Source organism: Xanthomonas sp. BRIP62409 (assembly GCF_003992965.1).
GTDB classification, from domain to species: Bacteria; Pseudomonadota; Gammaproteobacteria; order Xanthomonadales; family Xanthomonadaceae; genus Xanthomonas; species Xanthomonas euroxanthea.
This window is the reverse complement of sequence record NZ_QEZJ01000010.1, coordinates 1-18,091: the sequence shown is the minus strand read 5'-3', so window position 1 is coordinate 18,091 and position 18,091 is coordinate 1. Positions and strand designations below refer to the sequence as shown.

The 18,091-nt window shown below is 59.7% G+C and carries 14 protein-coding genes and 2 pseudogenes; 5 read left to right on the top strand and 11 right to left on the bottom strand.

Annotated features, from left to right (window positions below):
* Positions 1–66: 66 nt before the first annotated feature.
* A pseudogene (locus tag EO170_RS01900) lies at positions 67–393 on the top strand (integrase); the annotation flags it as partial.
* A 249-nt stretch (positions 394–642) separates the two neighbouring features.
* Positions 643–791, top strand: a pseudogene (locus EO170_RS21680) (transposase); the annotation flags it as partial.
* Positions 792–898: 107 nt separating this feature from the next.
* Here the strand turns inward: EO170_RS21680 and EO170_RS01895 are convergent.
* The 5 genes from EO170_RS01895 to EO170_RS01875 all read right to left on the bottom strand — a co-directional run bounded on the left by EO170_RS01895 (position 899) and on the right by EO170_RS01875 (position 9,014).
* Positions 899–2,392, bottom strand: a complete 1,494-nt coding sequence (locus tag EO170_RS01895) for a carboxylesterase family protein (protein WP_277601079.1) — start codon at positions 2,390–2,392, stop codon at positions 899–901.
* A gap of 4 nt (positions 2,393–2,396) precedes the next feature.
* Positions 2,397–2,753, bottom strand: coding sequence for an MmcQ/YjbR family DNA-binding protein (locus EO170_RS01890; RefSeq protein WP_126942117.1), 357 nt, complete (start codon positions 2,751–2,753; stop codon positions 2,397–2,399).
* A gap of 203 nt (positions 2,754–2,956) precedes the next feature.
* A complete protein-coding gene (locus EO170_RS01885; RefSeq protein ID WP_241239375.1) occupies positions 2,957–7,714 on the bottom strand; it encodes an ATP-dependent helicase in 4,758 nt (1,585 codons plus the stop codon).
* A gap of 29 nt (positions 7,715–7,743) precedes the next feature.
* On the bottom strand, positions 7,744–8,094 hold the full coding sequence (locus tag EO170_RS01880) for a TfoX/Sxy family protein (RefSeq protein ID WP_126942112.1): 351 nt from the start codon (positions 8,092–8,094) through the stop codon (positions 7,744–7,746).
* 149 nt (positions 8,095–8,243) lie between these two features.
* The gene (locus EO170_RS01875) at positions 8,244–9,014 is read right to left on the bottom strand and encodes an MmcQ/YjbR family DNA-binding protein (protein WP_126942110.1); all 771 of its coding nucleotides are present in this window, start codon (positions 9,012–9,014) and stop codon (positions 8,244–8,246) included.
* Between the two features lie 524 nt (positions 9,015–9,538).
* Here EO170_RS01875 and EO170_RS01870 point away from each other — a divergent pair.
* Positions 9,539–10,327, top strand: a complete 789-nt coding sequence (locus EO170_RS01870) for an AraC family transcriptional regulator (protein ID WP_206513968.1) — start codon at positions 9,539–9,541, stop codon at positions 10,325–10,327.
* 299 nt (positions 10,328–10,626) lie between these two features.
* Here the strand turns inward: EO170_RS01870 and rarD are convergent, their stop codons facing one another.
* The 5 genes from rarD to EO170_RS01845 all read right to left on the bottom strand — a co-directional run bounded on the left by rarD (position 10,627) and on the right by EO170_RS01845 (position 14,301).
* A complete protein-coding gene (rarD, locus tag EO170_RS01865) occupies positions 10,627–11,520 on the bottom strand; it encodes an EamA family transporter RarD (protein WP_126942106.1) in 894 nt (297 codons plus the stop codon).
* 56 nt (positions 11,521–11,576) lie between these two features.
* Entirely contained in the window at positions 11,577–11,876 is a 300-nt protein-coding gene (locus EO170_RS01860) for a putative quinol monooxygenase (RefSeq protein ID WP_126942104.1), read from the bottom strand.
* A gap of 27 nt (positions 11,877–11,903) precedes the next feature.
* Entirely contained in the window at positions 11,904–12,518 is a 615-nt protein-coding gene (locus EO170_RS01855; protein WP_126942102.1) for a cysteine hydrolase family protein, read from the bottom strand.
* Positions 12,519–12,573: 55 nt separating this feature from the next.
* On the bottom strand, positions 12,574–13,245 hold the full coding sequence (locus tag EO170_RS01850) for a glutathione S-transferase family protein (protein ID WP_126942100.1): 672 nt from the start codon (positions 13,243–13,245) through the stop codon (positions 12,574–12,576).
* A gap of 303 nt (positions 13,246–13,548) precedes the next feature.
* Positions 13,549–14,301, bottom strand: coding sequence for an SDR family oxidoreductase (locus EO170_RS01845; RefSeq protein WP_126942098.1), 753 nt, complete (start codon positions 14,299–14,301; stop codon positions 13,549–13,551).
* A 141-nt stretch (positions 14,302–14,442) separates the two neighbouring features.
* Between EO170_RS01845 and EO170_RS01840 the strand changes: the two genes are divergently transcribed.
* Positions 14,443–15,336: a LysR family transcriptional regulator gene (locus tag EO170_RS01840; RefSeq protein ID WP_126942097.1), complete on the top strand. Its 894-nt coding sequence runs from the start codon at positions 14,443–14,445 to the stop codon at positions 15,334–15,336.
* A 202-nt stretch (positions 15,337–15,538) separates the two neighbouring features.
* Here the strand turns inward: EO170_RS01840 and EO170_RS01835 are convergent, their stop codons facing one another.
* A complete protein-coding gene (locus tag EO170_RS01835; RefSeq protein WP_206513967.1) occupies positions 15,539–16,069 on the bottom strand; it encodes an Lrp/AsnC family transcriptional regulator in 531 nt (176 codons plus the stop codon).
* Between the two features lie 254 nt (positions 16,070–16,323).
* Here EO170_RS01835 and EO170_RS01830 point away from each other — a divergent pair, with 254 nt between their 5' ends.
* A complete protein-coding gene (locus EO170_RS01830; protein WP_126942095.1) occupies positions 16,324–17,589 on the top strand; it encodes an MFS transporter in 1,266 nt (421 codons plus the stop codon).
* The last annotated feature ends 502 nt before the right edge of the window (positions 17,590–18,091 follow it).

Below are 18,091 nucleotides of genomic sequence, written 5' to 3'. Positions count from 1 at the left end.
ATTCCGTGATCAACATCAACCGCAGACCTCTAGTTTTAGCTGGCATTGAATTACGGGGAGTCGACATTCCCTGGCGTCCGCAGTTCTGACAGGCCGATGAGCGAGAACACAATCAATGCTGCCCTGCGCAATCTAGGATTCGACAGTGAGCCCATCGTCGGTCACGGCTTTCGCGCGATGGCACGCACGGTTCTGGATGAGGTGCTGAGGTTCCGCCCCGACTACATTGAGCACCAACTCGCACATGCCGTGCGCGATCCGCTGGGACGTGCCTACAACCGCACGGCTCATCTTGTGGAACGGCGGAAGATGATGCAAGCCTGGGTCGATTACCTGGATAGTTTACGGAACCCCGAGAAGAAGATCTTGCCTGCTCGCAATAGGATGACGTGAGTTGGGATTGGATACAGCTTCGGCTGACGGCATTTTTTGGATGGGCTCGGCTTTGCCAAATTGCTTCAGTTACGCCAGTTCGAGGTAGAGAGCTCAAAGAGTTGGTCGCCCATCTGAGCTAGGACAAGGTGATGCTTCAGGACGCGTTGTCAAAAAGGTTCTGACGCCCATTCGGCGCAAGACACTCGCGGCCATCTGGTCGATCGGTATCGGTTGGGGTTCGTCGGGCTTGCGCGGTCGTCAGCGAAGTTCAATGACAGCTTTCGGGATGAGTGCTTCAACACGCATTGGTTCTTGTCGCTCGACGACGCCCGTAAAAGATCGAGAATTGGAGCGTCGATTACAATCATTTCCAGACACATTCCTCGATCGGCGATGTCCCGCCGAACGAGTTCGCTGCTAGATTCGCTGTTCTACCCAAAAGCCGAATATTCAGTTCTGTTCGGATCTTACGTGTCGAGGAGGTAACACCGGCGATGCATCTGTGTATGCGGTCACGCGTAAATCAGGTTCGCTCGATGCCTTCAAAAGTATCGAGAACCTCGATCGCATGGGTTGTCGCCTCATAGGGCAAGTTGCCAATTCCTTGGGTGGTGGGTTTCGTGGCGACCGCCGTCCAAAGGCAGTCCCTGTTTCCTTCTGCGAAATCAAGAAGGGTGTCGCGAACCACGGTGTCTCGGGCAATCTGCTGTGCGCTGGCGCCTGGGCGTTCCTGCCCGACAATGCCGTACATCTCGGTTCCATGCACTGCGTGTGCTCCCTCGACGGGGCCGACCGAAAGCAAGTATGCGTTTCCGCCTGCGGCCGCGTGGGCGAGCGCAGCGCGGGCGGCGGGAAGGGTGAAGAAGTAGTCAGTAAAGAGCGCCCCACGAACCTCGACTGGGGTACGCCCATTGACGTCGTACATGGCAACGATGCTCTTCGCGCGGCTGCGGGGGATGCGTGACTTTTTGACGAGTTCGTCGACGAGGTTGTCGATGCTGCCCGGATCAAATTTCTCAGTTGCGTTGATGACCCACCAGTCCGCCTCGTTCGTGGCCGTACTGAAGAGGATGTCGACATCGCGGTGGCGCCCGGCTGCAAGAACACGCAGCGGCGTGTCAGCGAGAACGGCACCAGTTTGATAGCGGTCATTCAAGATGCCGATCGTCGTGTTGTCGATGCCGTGTCGGTCGCCAATGTCGCGCGGGCTGACTTTGATGAGTGTCTCGGCGAGAAGCTTCGCATCCAGCTGGAGCAGCTGTCCGGGATCGTCCGAGACGCCCAACTCGGTGAGAAAAGTGATGGCGAGTTCTTCAGCCCACCAGGCCGGAACAATCCGGGATGCACCGCCAGAAAATGCGGCGAGGCGCTGGTAAAGGCCGTCGGCAGCCGGGGCGGCAAGCAACCCGATCGTCGAGTACGCACCGGCGCTGTGACCGGTGACGGTGACGTTGCCAGGGTCGCCACCGAACCGGGCGATGTTGTCCCGCACCCATGTGAGCGCGGTAATGATGTCCTGCAGCCCGAGGTTGGTGGCGTTTTCGAACACACCACCATACTGGGAGAGCGAAAGCCAACCGAACGGACCAAGCCGATAGTTCAACGACACCCCGATGACGCGGCCGGTCGCGGCCAGACCTGAGGCATTCGACGTCGTCTGGGTGTTGGCACCAACCTCAAAGCCGCCTCCAAAGATGTAGACGACCACTGGGAGCGGTTCGTCGCCAGCATCTTCAGGTGCCCATACATTGAGGTTCAGGCAATTCTCGCTAAGGCCGTTGTCGGCCTCGAGCCAACTCGTGTCGCCAGCTTGTATGGGGGCGGGGCCTTTCTGGTTGTACGTCAGGTCCGGATTGAACGGTAGCAAGGTAGGGCGGCGAAAGCGTTCCGCGGTGGCGTATGGGATGCCCAACCACGAGCGAATCGAGCGGGCAACGGTATCAGTATTGGTCATGTGTTCGGTTCTTCCATGTTTGGTTGCTGAAAAGGGACGGCAGCTCTCCCCAGCGTGACGCAGAGCTTCAGCGGGTCAGTTCGAAACTCTCGTCTAGTAGGCTGGAGACGAGGTCGTCTGGAACAGAATCGTCCAACAGAATGCTGACCCAATGTGTCTTGTCCATGTGGTACGCCGGCAGGAACCCTTTTTTCTTCTGCAGCGCGTGGACCTTTTCCGGTGGCAGCTTAACGTCGAGGACGTCGATTTCACCCGCTCCCGGAACCCCAAGTCTTTCGCGCGGCACGTTCATTACGAGCCCATACCAGCTGCCCTCTTTTCCATGTCGCAGCGCGATATAACTTGGGAAATGATGAAACGGGTTGTCGGGTTGCGTTTGATATTTTTTTTCTGCATAGCTGATAACACGTTGCTTGTTGCTCATTCTCGATCTCCGTTCAATTAGGCGCGAAAGTGACGATAATTTTCTGAAAAGTCTTCCGCGAAGATGTGCCCTAGGCGCAATCCCCTCATCGGTAGCGACACGTATCCAACTTCCACAGGCATTTGCCCGTCTTTGTGGGCCGCCTGCCATTCCCGGATTCACGCCCAATCAACGTCGTGGTTTGGGTATTATGGAATGCTGCTTCATCCATACCAAGTCAGCCCTTTGGGCGCGCTTGAAAATCCAATGGCACGAAGCGCAGCAGCAAGCGGGCTCTTAGGCGCCAATTGATCGTTCACACGTTCCAGGTTGAAAGTTCCATGTCTTTCCCTTTTCAGCGCAGTTGCCAATGCGGTCAGGCCCGCGGCAAGCGGCTTGGCTAGGTCAATGGAATTGGCATCCGCGTAGCTGAGCAAGTGGCGCCCGCCTTGGACGAGGTAGTACATCAGGCACCCATCGACCAGAACCACGAGTGCCCCGGCACGGCGCACCGGGCGCACACTCGATGCATGGGACGGCCAGGGCAGCAACGTTCCGAAGGGATTGGCAGGATCTGCTGCAGACATCGCCACCGCCACGGGCTCTCCTAGCGGTGCAGCAGCGAGTTCGCGCAACCGATCAACGGTTGTGCGCTCGGCAAACTGGGCGGCGCCCAGCCCTTCAACGAAGCGTCCTCGCAGAACCCGACCTGTGTCCTCCATTCCGCGAAAGACCGGTCGCAGTGCTGGGAAACCGCCGGGGATGTCTTCGGTCATCGCGGCACTGCGCGTGACCACGCCATAGCGGTCCAGCAGACCCTCGACCCTTGCCAGCGCCCGGGCAGTGTCGTTCACCGGCTCCGGGTTCAGCAATGACCAGCGGCCTACGAGAGTCGGATCGCCGAGTGTCGGCACAGGTGCCAACGATGAAGTCGCCGTGGGCGTGTGGCCATCGTAGGCCACCCGACGAAGCCCTCTGCGTCGCCGGGAGGTTTGACTGGAACTTGGCCGACGAGGCGGGCGTGCACCGGAATAAGCCCGCAGGGGCGACCAGGTATCGGCGGTGACATGACCGGTCCAGACCAGTCCCCAAAGCGCCTCATGGATATCCGTAGGCGTCGGGATCGGTTCCTCAGGCTGTAGGCCGTGCGCGACCAGCGCTGCAAGCTGGCGCACGAAGTACGCGCCGCCGTTGGCCAAGCCGGCGAGAAGCGACTCTTGTAGAACAGACAGATTGGTTGCAGAGTCGGCGCCAGGCAATGGTGACAGGGTCTCGGCTGCAAATTCATGGAGGTGCAGCGCTACGAGCCCGTCGCTCTCGCCAAGCCGTCCGTGACCGGACCAGAGTACTGTGCCGGTGGCGATTAACTCGTCGAGCATGCCCGGGGCGTAGTCCCGCACGCGGGAAGGAAGCACCTGGCTTTCCCACAGTGATACCGGCAGCGCCACGCCAGCCAATTGTTCGATGACGCGAGTTATCCCGTCGATTCCTTGCAGCGCACCACAAACTGCATTGCGGCCAGAAACCGCGGCATTGCCCGCGGCCTCGGGCACGAGGCCCTGCCGCTCCAACAGCAGGCGTGCATAGGCTTGCTGAGGGACAGGTCGGGTCGCCTCGCGCGCGGTCTGAAGCGAACGCAGTCGTAGGCGCTTGAACACCTCGTCGCCCACCCATTCGTGGCGCGCCAACGGGTGGATACTGCCCTCGGGGATCTGCGTTTCGAGACGACGCTCGACGCCGAAGTTGCCCTTCAGTAGCCTGCCCGATCCGGATAGCTGCTCCAGCGCTTCGTTCGCTACCGCGACGCCGAGACCGAAGCGGCTTGCGACTTCGCCGGTGGTGAACGCTGCATGGGTGCGCGAGTAGCGTGCGAGCAGATCTCGCAGTGGCGCTTGCGTGGGCACAGTGAAAACGCCGGGCAGGCCGGCGGGCAAAGAGATGCCGAGCGCGTCGCGCAGCCGGGCAGCATCCTCGACGGCGGCCCAATGGTCGAGGCCGGCGATCGTTACCCGAATGACGCGTCCCTCCTTTTGCAGGTCAGTCAGGTAGGTGCGTGCTTGCCCCCCGTCGCTGAGTCGCTCCGCCACGCCTTCCACCGTCAGTGGCCCGAGCAGGCGCAGTAGATCCGCCACGCCTTCCATACCCTTGGCCTGATGGCTGGAGGCCAGGCGTTGCAGTTCGCTGTCGACACGATCAACGACTGCTGGATCGAGGAGTTCTCCCACGTCGACCTGACCGAGAAGATCACTGAGCAAGCTGCTATCCAATGAGAGCACTGAGCTGCGTCGCTCGGCCAGCGGTGCGTCGGTTTCGTACATGAACTCCGCCACGTACCCGAATAGCAGGCTCGCTGCGAAAGGAGATGGTACTTCCGTCGTGATCTCGGCAATCTGTACCGCGCCGTCCTGCAAGCGCTGCATTAGCGCATCAAGTGCCGGGAGGTCGTAAACGTCCTGCAGGCACTCGCGCGCAGTTTCGATCAGGATCGGAAAGTCGGGGTGGCCCTGCGCGATTTGCAGCAACTGCCCGGAGCGCAGCCGTTGCTGCCACAAAGGCGAACGGCGCCCCGGCATCCGGCGCGGTAGCAGCAGCGCCCGTGCCGCGCATTCGCGGAACCGTGCGGCGAACAGTGCCGAGCCGGCCACCGCGTCGGTAACGGTCTTGCGCAGAGTCTGCGGATCGCAGAGAAACAACTCTGCGCCAGGCACGCGGCCGGCGGTGTCGGGTAGGCGCGCGATAATGCCGTCGTCACTGGCGACCACCGAAGGGTCGATCTTCCAGCGCGTGCGGATTCGCTCGGCGATGGTCAGCGCCCAGGGGTCATGGACGCGCCGGCCAAAGGGAGAGTGCAGGATGACTCGCCAATCACCAGTCTCGTCGCGGCAGCGCTCCATCACCAGGGTCCGATCGGTGGGTAATATGCCGGTTGCCTCACGTTGCTCGCCGGCCAGCTTGAGCAGGTTATTCATCGCATTACGATCAAGCCCGGCTGCGGCTAAGCGCTTCCTCAGCACGGGGGCGATGTCCAGGTTCCCCCCTATGTCGGCAGCACCTTCCAGCAGCCCAAGAAAGGTGCCGATGGCTTCGCCCAGCTCTGCGGGCCGACCCAGTCCGTCGCCACGCCAGAATGGCAGGCGGGCCGAGCGTCCCGGGGCCGGCACCACGATGACCTGGTCGTTGGTGATCTGCTGGATCCGCCAGGAGGACGTTCCCAGCGTGATGATGTCGTTGACCTTTGATTCGTAGACCATCTCCTCGTCGAGTTCGCCAACCCGGCGCGAGCCGGCCTGCTCGGCGCCTTCAGGCAGGACGACGCTGAACATGCCCCGGTCCGGGATGGTGCCGCCGCTGGTGACTGCCAGTTGCTTAGAGCCCGGGCGCGCCGTCAGTTGGCCAGTGTCACGGTTCCACACAAGGCGCGGGCGGAACTCTGCGAAATCCTCTGACGGATAGCGCCCGGCCAACATGTCGAGCACTGCATCGAACACACTGCGTGGCAAGGTATGGAATGGCGCTGCGCGGCGCACCGTGGCATACCAGTCGTCAACATCGACCGATTCCATGGCGACTGCGGCCACTGTCTGTTGCGCCAGCACGTCGAGCGGATTGCGCGGCGGATCGATGGCCTCGATGCGGCCGGCCAGCATGGCGTCGATGGTGACGGCAGCGTCGACCAAGTCGCGCCGAGTGCGCGGATAGATCAGCCCAGCTGAGGTGCCACCCACCTGGTGGCCGGCGCGGCCGACTCGCTGCAGGGCACTCGCCACCGACGGAGGGGCGGCGACCTGGATCACCAGCTCGACCATGCCCATGTCGATGCCTAGTTCCAGGCTGGAGGTCGCCACAACGCAGCGGAGTTCGCCCGATTTGAGCGCCTGCTCGATCTCGCCGCGCTGTTCCTTGGAGACCGAGCCATGGTGAGAGCGAGCGATCAGTGGCGCCGTCCCTGCAGAGCGTGCGCTGGTGCCACCGGCTGACGATGGATAGTGAATGGCGGACTCGCCGGACGCTGCCATTGCGCTGGAGTCCGCATCTTCCAGGCGCTCGGCATAGAGCTCGTTTAGACGCGCGGTCAGCTTCTCGGCCAGGCCGCGCGAGTTGGCGAACACGATGGTGGAGTGCCGGCGCAGCACCTGATCAAGGATGCTGGACTCGATGTGTGGCCAGATCGAACCTGGCCGGTCTGGGGAGGCATCGTCAGCCGCAGCTCCGGTGCGCGCCGGGATGTCCGCCATGTCCTCGACCGGTACGACGATGCGCAAATCGAATTGGCGACTGGATGGCGGGTTCACCACCGCTACCGATCGCGATCCGCCCAGGAATTGGGCCACCCGATCTACGGGGCGCACCGTCGCCGACAGGCCAACGCGCTGCGCCGGCACCGCCAGCAACGCATCGAGGCGCTCCAGGCTCAGTGCCAGATGCGAACCGCGCTTGCCGCCGGCGACGGCATGGACCTCGTCTACGATCACGGTTCGCACACCACGCAGGGTTTCCCGCGCCTTGGACGTGAGCATCAGGTAGAGCGACTCAGGCGTCGTGATCAGGATGTCGGGCGGACGCCGCAGCAGGCTCGCCCGCTCGGCCTGTGGCGTGTCGCCAGTGCGCATGCCGACCGTGATCTCGACTGCGGGGTCGCCGCGCCGCTTACGCTGCGCGATGATTCCCTGAAGAGGGACGCGCAGGTTGCGTTGCACGTCCGTGCCTAGCGCCTTGATTGGAGAGATGTAGAGAATCCGGGTCAGGGCCTTGTTGCCGCCGGCCGTACTTTCTACTTCTACCTCGCGCTCTCGAAAAAGCTGGTCGATGGCCTGCATGAACGCGGCCAGCGTCTTGCCCGAACCGGTTGGTGCGATCACCAGCGCGTCTTCACCGGCACTGATCGCCGCCCAGGCTGCCGCCTGCACTGCCGTCGGCGAAGGGAACGCTGAGGCAAACCAGGCGCGGGTGGCGGGCGCGAAGTGTTCGAGCGGTTCGGCCATCGTTGTATACGGGAGCGACATCGTCGGGGTCAGTTCTTCGCGCCCTTGATCGCCGCGTGGTATGCCCGCTCTGCCCACTGCTGCAGTTGTTCGCGATCCTCGGTCACGTCAGCGGGGACTTCCCAGTAGGACTTCAGCGCATGCGCGTCGTTCTCATTCGCCTGGCCTAGGGCACGGGAGCCGGCGGCCTCGTAGTCTTTGCGCGAGCTGTCATCCACCTTGAAGTACAGACCGCCATGCCAGACCATCGCAAAGATATGGTCGTGCCGATAAAGCGCGACGGCGCCGAACAGCGGCCGCGTGGTGATCGTGGCCCAACACGAAAGCTGGTCGACGTAGTCGGCAGCAAGTGCCTCTGCTTTTTGGAATTGGGTGGTCATGGTTCGGCTTCTTTGTTTGAGGATGATTTTTTGTTAGGGACGGCTTCTTGGCCTGCCGCTGAGCCGCTGGAAAACCGGCACGTGTATCTGTAAGTCCGGCGGATGCAGGCGGCGCACTTCGATGGCCTGGGGCACAAGTTTGTTCGTGCTCATGTTCTGCCCTTCTTTGGACCCAGCTCCTCAGGCCTCTCATGCTCTGGCATCGTCTCAACGACCAGGTGATAGGACGCCTGGACAAGTTCGGTGACCAAATTCCAGGTGATGCCTCCGCCCGTGCCTACGGAGACCCAGTTGGTCTTGTCGAGGTAGCGCCCTTCCGACACGGTGTCGAAGTGCTTGCGCAGCGCTCTTGCGTGCTGTGGATCGGCTTTCAGGGTGATGATGGGCTCGTCGATGTCATCGGTGACAATCATGAAGACCTTGTTGCTGACCTTGTAGACGTCTAGCTTCTGAACGAAGGGGCGGCCGTGGCTCACGCCTGGCAGTGACAGTGCCACCTTGCGGGCGAGCGGCTGGAACTGACGCTGTGAGAGCTCTTTCTCGCCGGGGTCTTGACCGTGGATGGAGCGTGCTTTCATCGGTAGTCTCTCCCGAACCAGTCGGTAGGACCCACGAACCTCGCTCTCAACCAGCGCCTGGGTGATAGTGTGGCCGGCCGCAATGGAGATCCAATGGCGCTTGCTAAACCGATGTCCTCCTGCGGTGATTTCAGGATGCTGCAGACGCAGAACTTCGGAGCGAATCGGGTCGACCTTGACTACCACTCGCGCTTCGTGACTCAGCGCGGTACTCGCCAGCATGAAGACCCGGTCCCCCACTTTATAGGCGTGCCAGTCTTCGCCGAATGACCCATCAACAATTACTCCAGGCCATGGCCGGGCAACCTTGTCAGCCCAATCGAACAGTGCACCGGAGTTCATGCGGTTTCTTCCATTCGGCTGAATCCTGGTCGAGTGAGACGGAAGCCGATATTTGTTCAGGAACCCGAGGCTGTCGTCATGAATTGCTTGGTGGCCCAGTTTGAACGCGCATGCGTCAATCACTAGCGTTCTTGCGGTAGACCTGCGCCGCGTTCTCGATACATAGCTAAGGTCTCGCCGCCTTTGTCGCACGATAGGCGCACAAGTCGATGGCTTCACAAGGGTCGGCCATCCTCAATGTTGTCTCTGCCTAAAAATGATAATTTAATGCACAAAAACCCGAAGTAGAAGGCAAATTTCGGGAATGAGGGTGACACTTTTCGGACACTGCGAAGGGCCGGCGGTGTCCGGTTCACCACTCGCAAGTCGATGAAAAAATGAAAAGAGCTAGAAGTTACGTACAGCAGATTCACTACCAGCCAGAAGGGTCGTACCCCTATGGGTTGGAGATTTTTCGTGTTTCCGAGCTGCGGCAGAGAACCAGTGGGGAGGGGATGCGCCGAACCTACGGCTATACATTCTACATGCTCATCCTGATCACCGAAGGACGGTGCACCCAAATGCTGGACTTCGAGCCATGCCTTGGCCAAGCCGGGAGCCTCCTCGTGGTCCGCCCTGGGCAGGCCCATAACTTCGGGGAGGAGGAGAATTGGGACGGCTGGATAGTGCTGGTGCGCCCCGAGTTTCTCTGGCCTGCATCATTGCAGGAAAACCTTCTTTCAGAATTCAACATCGAGCGCTTGCCCGCGTTTCTCCAAGTCGATGCAGATGGTCTGAAGCGTACAACAACAGCCATCGCCTGGATGCGTCTGGATTCAACACGCCATGACTCGAGCGTCCTGGATCCTACGCGAGTGAATACTGAGCGATCTGCCGAACGGATCGCAGACGTACAGGCGCATCTGCGCCATGCGTTCTATGCGCTGGCGTCCTGGCTCACCATAACCTATGGCAATGAAGACCTGCAGGAACCACGCAAGCGGTCAGCATTCAAGCGATTCAAGCATTTCAAGCATTTGGTTGAGAAGCATGTCGCCGAGTGGAGAAGTATCAACATGTATGCCGCCGAAATGGGTTGCACCGAAAGGAGTTTGACGCGTGCTGTGCTCGATGCAGAGGGCATTAGTGCAAAGGAGTTCGTTTCAAGACGGCTTGGTCTAGAGGCCAAGCGCCTGCTCATACATACAGATTGGCCCGTTGGCGTGATTGCCGAAAAACTTGGATTCAAGGAGGCCACGCATTTCAGCAAATTTTTTCGGCGCATGGCCAAGCGCACGCCCTTGCAGTTTCGATCCGAAAATAGCCTCCGATAAGATCATATTGGCTGTTTCTATCCTTGAACTCTATTGCTCGGTTACACCTGCCAGCATTCGTCTGTGGGCAAGCACCTGCGGAAAGCCGATCGCTTCATCCGACCACATTACTCAAATTGGTGTTTATGACTGCGAACACAATACCAAGTAACGAAAAGCACGCCTGTTGCCCTGATTACATCAGCAAAGCTGGCAAAAGTCTCACGCGAGCCTCCACCGCCAATCTCCGATCTCACCCAACCTTATTTCACTGAACAACCCTAGCACCGGCTAACGAAATATAGGGGTAGGGACAGCATTTACGTACGTGCAATCACATTCCGCGACGAGATGATGCTGCTCCACGCGTACAGCCCACAGCCAATCCAGATCGTACCGAAGGTGGCAAGCTGGAGAGGTCGGATCGGCTCTTGGTATAGCAAGACCGCTTCCGCCAGCAAGAGGGTGGGAGCGATGAACTGCAGCAATCCCAGGGTCGTATAGCGTAGGCGCTTTGCTCCAGCCGCGAAAAGGAGCAATGGTAGCGCTGTGATCGGTCCGGCAAGAATCAGGAGCGCATCTATGACGCCACTTTGTCCGAAAGCTGCTTCGCCCGTGTTGCCCACATAGAAGAGAATGCAGATCGCAAGCGGTGCCAGAAGCGCAGTCTCGATTGTCAATCCGCCAAGCGCGTCAATCGCCACTACCTTGCGGATCAGTCCATAGAAGCCGAAGCTCAATGCCAGCGTTATCGAAATCCAGATCTGGCCACCACCGCTTACTGCAAGGATGAGCACACCAACCCCGGCAACGCCGATTGCCACGGCCTGCGAGCGGGTGAGTCGCTCCCTCAACAGCATGGTACCAAGCGCGACATTGACAAGCGGAGTAATGAAATAACCAAGGCTAGCCTCCACCAGATGCCCGTTGGCCGCTGACCAGATATAGACGAACCAGTTGACCGCGATGAGCGCGGCGCTGAGGGACAGTAGACCGAGGGCTCGGCCACGCGCTGCCACGATGAGTAATCGCCAACGTCCCAACATCGCGAGGATCGCCCCGAACACGAGCAATGACCACACCACACGATGTGAGAGTACCTGCAGAGCATCCACGCCCTTGAGCAGGTTTAGGTACAGCGGCAGTGCTCCCCAAAGGACGTTGGCAGCGATACCGTAAGACAAACCCGTGCGATTATCTGCACCAATGTTCATTGGGGGCCTCGGTGAGATTAGCAACTCAAGGGACCGGTAGTCCCTTGAGTCGGTTTTCACATTGCGTGTGGAATGACATCGAAGGCTTCGATGTCTGGCTCAGCTGCAATAAAAGCAGCAGTCAACGGACGATGGGCTGCCATGTGTGGGGCGTCCCGGTGTGCGTCAAGCGCATCATCGTTGGCGTAGATCTCGACAAGCATGTAGCTGTCATGTCTTGCCCGTGATCTGAACAGATCATAGAGGCGGTTACCCGGCTCGTTGATGCGCACTGCTGCAGCCTGGGCGGCGAAGGCACGTTCGAACGCTGCGCCGCTGGCTGGTTTGACCTTCAAGCTCACCAGCATACCGATCATTAGGTCTGGACCTTTGCGAGAGAGGCGTTATGCCTGTTTGATAAAGTCCTGGGTAGTAATGGCATTGGCATAGAACGGAGCGATCTCATTGAGAAACGCAGTTTGCTGCTCGCGGGTGAAAGCGGCTGAGGCGTCGTAGACGACGTTGGTGTTATAGCCAAGGTCGTGAGCGTTGCGCATCGATGACTCGATGCACTGCCTCAGGGCGAAACCCGCAAGATAGATATCGAAAATGCGATTGTTGCGCAGGTGGCTGTCGAGAGTGGTCGAGGCAAAGACGCTACTGCCGCCGGTGCGTTCACGGATCACATATTCGCCGTCCTGGGGTTCAAAGCCAGGAAAGAAATCTGCCTGCTCGCCGAGGAAGGATCCGTAGTCACGCATCATCTTACGCAGGCCGTACTTGCCGTCACCGAGCACTTTGAAACTCGGTTCAAACTTGAGTGACGCGTGGATAACCTCCATGCCACGGCGGCGAGCTTCTTCAAGGATCGTTTTTGAATTGGCGATGGCAATATCGACCTGTTCGCGATCCTGGAACTGGCCGTTGATCCCGCCAGTGGGGGCGAGCCAATCGTTCACATACTCGATGAGGATCAGTGCGCTCTTCTGTGCAGTTGTGTCATGGGAAATGCTGGTCATGTTGAATTCCTTGAGAGGTATGGAGGACGGTGGTGAACGAGTTTTTGCGTTCACGTCAGGCGACATGGATGGAGAGATGCTGGCGAAGATGAGCGTGGAACCGAGACGCGTAGTCGTCTTGGACGGCTTCAATGACGCTGGGGCGTGCTGCAAGGGCCGTGCGCCATACAGCAATGCGAGGAAGGTTCTCGAACAGAGGCTGCGACAGTGCCGGATCGAGTATCCCGAAGTACCGAAACAGCGGAGCAAACACCGCGTCCGCCATGCTGAACGTCGGGCCATCAAAGTAGGGCCCGGCGCCGAGCTCTTGCTCCAGCCGCTCCAATCGCGCCCTGAAAACTGCCTGCCTCGTATCTGCAATGGAACGATCGGTCGCGTGGAGGAATTGCCAGGCCTCGGACATGGCCTGGCCAGCGAACTCGATCCAGCTGCGCTGACGGGCGCGTGATAGCGCGTCGTCCGGGTACATCGGTGCACCCGCCTGGGTTTCCTCCAGATACTCGCAGATCACCATGCTTTCGAAGATGGTCGCTTCCGTGCCATCGGGCCGGCCGACCATGAGTAAGGGAACTTTTCCGGTCGGAGAAAGTGCCAGGAACCAATCAGGCTTGGCTGCGAGATCCACTTGGACCCGATCGAACGCGACGCCCTTCTCATGCAGGACGATGGCTGCGCGTTGTACGAAAGGGCACAGCGGGTGGCTGATCAAAGTAAGGGTTGTGGGCATGGGCAGTTAACGTTGTCGTTGTCTTGAAGGTTGGGGGGGGCAGTTCTTGTCGTTTGCAGCTGGCCACTGATGGCCACCTCATCCACGGCAGCAGCACGCGCATTGCCGTGTAGCCGGCACATGCCGATGTGCACGAATCTGGATGAAAGCTCGGCCTTACATGGGGCCTGGCGTGTCCATCGTCCGGCCGGTTGTCTGCGTACGCGCCTGTGAGCTTGATTTGCACGCGCGTCGTGCGTGCGTCTCTAGCACTGTCAGCGGTGCGCGCCGCCACTCCAGGCGCCGCGAGGATGGCTGCCACGGTCAACCGTTGAGCAGGCGGCCGCCGTCGACCACAATCTCCGAACCCACCGTCCACCGCGATTCGTCCGAGGCCAGGTAGAGGACGGCCTTGGCTACTTCGTCCGGGGTGCCGAAGCGGCCCATCGGGATGCTGGCGGCGATGTCCTGGTTGACCTGGGCGCGGTAGGCGTCGGGGATGCCGAGCTTGTCGTACAGCGGGGTTTCCACCGGGCCGGGGCTGACAGCATTGAGACGGATGCCGCGGTCAAGTAGCTCGCTCGACAGGGTCTTGGCCATGTTCAACAAGGCCGCCTTGGTGGCGCCGTACACCGACGAACGGGCCACGCCGGCATGGGCATTGACCGAGGTATTGAGCACTACCGACGCCGGGTTGGCCAGCACCGGCAACAGCGCCTGCAGCAGGAAGTACGGTCCTTTGACGTTGATGGCGAAGGAGGCGTCGAAGGCCTGCTCGGTCCAGTCTTCAATGGGTGCCCACACCGAGACGCCGGCATTGAGGAAGGCGATATCGAGCTGGCCGTAGTGGGCCTGCACCGCCTGCGCCAGCTCTTGCTGGGCGGCGACGCTGGCCGAGTCGGCGCGCAATACCAGCACCTCGGCGCCCAGCGCGGCCTGCGCCTTGGCGATGGACTCGGGGTTGACGCCGGTGACGATGACGCGGGCGCCTTCGGCGAGGAATTGCTTGGCGGTTTCCAGGCCGATGCCGCTGGTGCCGCCGGTGATGAGGGTGCGTTTGCCTGCTAGACGGGACATGGAGTGCTCCTGAGTGCGATGCCAAGACAGTCGCGAGTGACTGCCTTTCGATGAGGTGCAGCTTGCGCTCATGCTGGATTTGCCAGAAGACCGCTAGCGCGCATAGCATTCATGTGGTGAGCGTATGAGTGGAGGAGCACAATGGACCGGTTTGTATTGATGACCTGCTTCGCGCGCGCGGTGGAGACGGGCAGCTTCTCTGCTGCTGGGCGCGATCTCGGCTTGGGCCAGCCCAACGTCAGCCGCCATGTGGCGGCGCTGGAAGAGCATCTGCAGACCCGCCTGCTCAACCGCTCGACCCGTAAGCTGATGCTGACGCCGGAAGGTGAGCGCTACTACGCGGAGGTGCGCCGCATCCTGGATGCAGTGGACGAGTCCGAAATGTCATTGCGGGAGAACGTGCAGCCCACCGGCCTACTACGTGTGGCCTGCCCCACGGCGTTGTCGCATCAGTATGTGATGCCGCTGGTGCCGGAGTTTCTGCGGCGCTATCCGGGCCTTCAGCTAGACCTGCAGATCAACGACCGCTTCGTCAACCTGCTCGACGAGGGTGCGGAACTTGCTATCCGCATCGGTCATCTGGAAAACAGCTCGCTCCGTGCGCGACGCATCGGATCGTTCAAGCGCGTGTGCGTGGCCAGTAAGGACTATCTTGCCGAGCGCGGCGTTCCCAAGGTGCCCGACGACCTGCGCCACCACGATTGCGTGCTGTATACGCTGTTGGCATCGGGCGCGACGTGGCGCTTCAAGGATGTGGATGTTCCGGTGTCCGGCAGGATTCGTGTCAATTCGCCTGAAGCTGCGCGCGAGTCGGTGAGCGCTGGCCTGGGCATTGGCCAGGGACCGGAATGGCTATTCGAACGGGGACTCAACGCGGGTCATCTACAGATTGTGTTGAACGATTTTTCCGCGCCTGCTGTGCCCATGCACATCATGTATGCCGCTAATCGCCTGGTGGCAAAAAGGGCGATCGTGTTCATGGATTTCATCGCTGAGGAATTTTCAAAGACACCTCGACTCAACGTGAAAGCGTAAGGGGCAGTGCGACGCTGGGGCTATCGGGGGGCGTATGGCAACTACTCGGGGAGGCAGCAGCACGGCTGCAAGATGGTTTGAGCATCTCAGCGACGACTTGGTACGAGGCTATCGTCCGCAGACTTGTGTGGTCATGAGCCGCCGGCCCATCTGTAGCACGTGAACAAGAGCGGCTCGGTCATCGTCACAGAGCGACTATGCCTCAGGTTCCAGACACGGCAACCCAGCGGGCCATCCTGCTGAGATAGATGATTGACGTTCGGATATCCGCAATCTCACTCTTCTGAGCGAGATCCAGAACGAAATCACGCAGGGCATCCGTGGATGGCACCGCCACGTGTGCGATCAGGTCGGCCGCGCCGGTCACCATGTAGATCGCAATAACATCCGGCAGCTCGGCTACTTCGTCGCAAAACGCTGCGGCATTTGGAAGTGCTTGAGGTCGGATCTTGATTGAGACATGCGCCTGGACGCTGCGTCCGATCTTGCCAAGATTCACCGCCGCATGAAAGCCAATCAGGACTTCCTGCTGCTGGAGTGCGGCAACGCGAGCCAGGCAAGTTGATTCGGCGATGCCCAGCTCTCGTGCGAGTTGGCGGTTACTCAACCGAGCATCTTGCTGAAGACGACGCAATATTGAGCGATCTATTTCGTCCATGGTGCTTACCGGGCTGCCTAATCGAATTAAATTCGGTGGTAGACAATGGTAGCCGAATATGAAATAGGATTCCATTCAACTTGTCGTCGCAAGAGTTGGTGAATGAGCATAGAATCGAAATTCGCAAGCTGTGTTGAAGCAGGTCGAGTGATTGCATGGACCATGGCTCGCCTTCTCGGCATGCGTGTCCAGATTCTCGTTGTGAGCATCGTGAGTTTGAGCGTGACGGATGCGCGTGGGCCCATCTATCCTGGCATGCACGCGACGGTACCGCGCATTCGTCGCCGTCACCGAATTCATCGCGGCGTTGGACAGCCGGGGTTCTCGTGATGAGTTCGACCCGATTGACGACTTCGCCTGATCGTTACCCGTTGTGGGCTGGTCGATCCACTGCGCTGCTCGCGATCGCGGTGTCAGCGCTTAATTTACGATCTGCGGTCACTTCGCTCTCGCCGCTGTTACACAAGGTTGCGGCTGACTTCGGATTTGGCACCGGCACGATCAGCATCTTTGGCATGCTTCCACCGGCGTGCTTCGCATTCTTTGGGACCATTACACCGGCACTTATTCGCCGCCTTGGACTCGAACGGACCGCCGTCTTCGGATTGTTGGCAACGACAGTGGGTATGACGTTGCGTGTGCTTTCGGGCGGCACGGTCGCTTTCATAAGCCTGTCGATCGTTGCCCTCGCCGGGATGGGTATTGCGGGCGTTGTCATTCCGCCGCTAGTTCGCGAATATTTCTCAGACCGTCTATCCCTCGTCAGCACCATCTATCTCATTACTCTGCATCTTGGGGCACTTGTTCCTCCTTTGGTTGCCGTGCCATTGGCTAATGTAGTCGGATGGCGTGTCGCACTTGTTGTTTGGGCCGTCTTTGCGCTAGTTGCGGCATTATTGTGGGTCGCAGTCCTTAGGTCACGCCCTTCGAATTCGCAGATGCGGCATGCTGCGAACCGTGGCAAGCATGCCGGAGTGGAGCCTGTGGGAGTGTTGCCCAGGCACGCGTGGCGGTCTCCAACCGTCTGGAATCTCACAATAATTTTCGGCATGACCTCCTTGAATGTGTTCATCCTTTTCACCTGGCTGCCGACGCTCATTATTCAGGCCGGTCACAGCGCAGAGTTCGCCGGTGCGATGGTGTCGCTACTTATCGGCGTGAGCATGCTCATCGGTGTGTTTGTACCGACGCTCACGATCAGGATGCGCAATCCGACGCCAATCATCGAGAGTTGCGTCAGTCTTTACGCCATCGGTTATGCCGGGATCGCAGTTGCCCCACGCACGGCAACCGTCATGTGGGTGATATTGCTCGGCATGGCCTCCAGCCTGTTCATCGTGGCGACGACAATGATTAATACGCATAGCCGGACCCCGGCAGGATCGGCCGTCACTTCCGCGTTTGTCCAAGGCATCGGTGGCGCGATCGCCGTGCTGGGGCCGCTGCTGTTTGGGCTTCTTCATGGCTGGACCGGGAACTGGGTTGCCTCCTACTCGATCGTTGCTCTCTCCCTGGTGATATTGGCGGTCACAGGATTGCTTGAACGACGGCACCGAACCATTGAGGACGACGTGGCAGGCCAAGGCCGGTTCTGACAACGGCTTCGCCGGTTGCCAAGGCGTTCTCCTGCAACGTCGGTCCTGCGATGGTTATTTCGCTGGCGCCGCGGCCACAGAGTGGTTGTTGTTCCGTGCTTTCTGCGACAGCTTTGATGCTGACCCGGTTGTACCTGCTCGTGCAGGCGTCTCAATGCATCAAAGGAATTCGCCAAGCGCAATTTGATCTCGCTCTGTTGTCAATGCGGCGCTTCTCGAGTACTACGGCCTACGAACAGGCGATTTTTATAAGGCCGTGGGCTCAGGCCCAGGCACGGTTGAAAGAATACTCAGACTCCTCCGCATCTTCATCCTGTGCGCTTCCTAACTCGGTCTTTTCGTTGCTTGGGCATATCTCGCAGCCTGACCACAGCCTTTCTAAGAGTTTGTTAACGATCTATCACGATCGCTGCGCACTATGTAGGTACGGATAGAATGTCGACTCCCCGTAATTCAATGCCAGCTAAAACTAGAGGTCTGCGGTTGATGTTGATCACGGAAC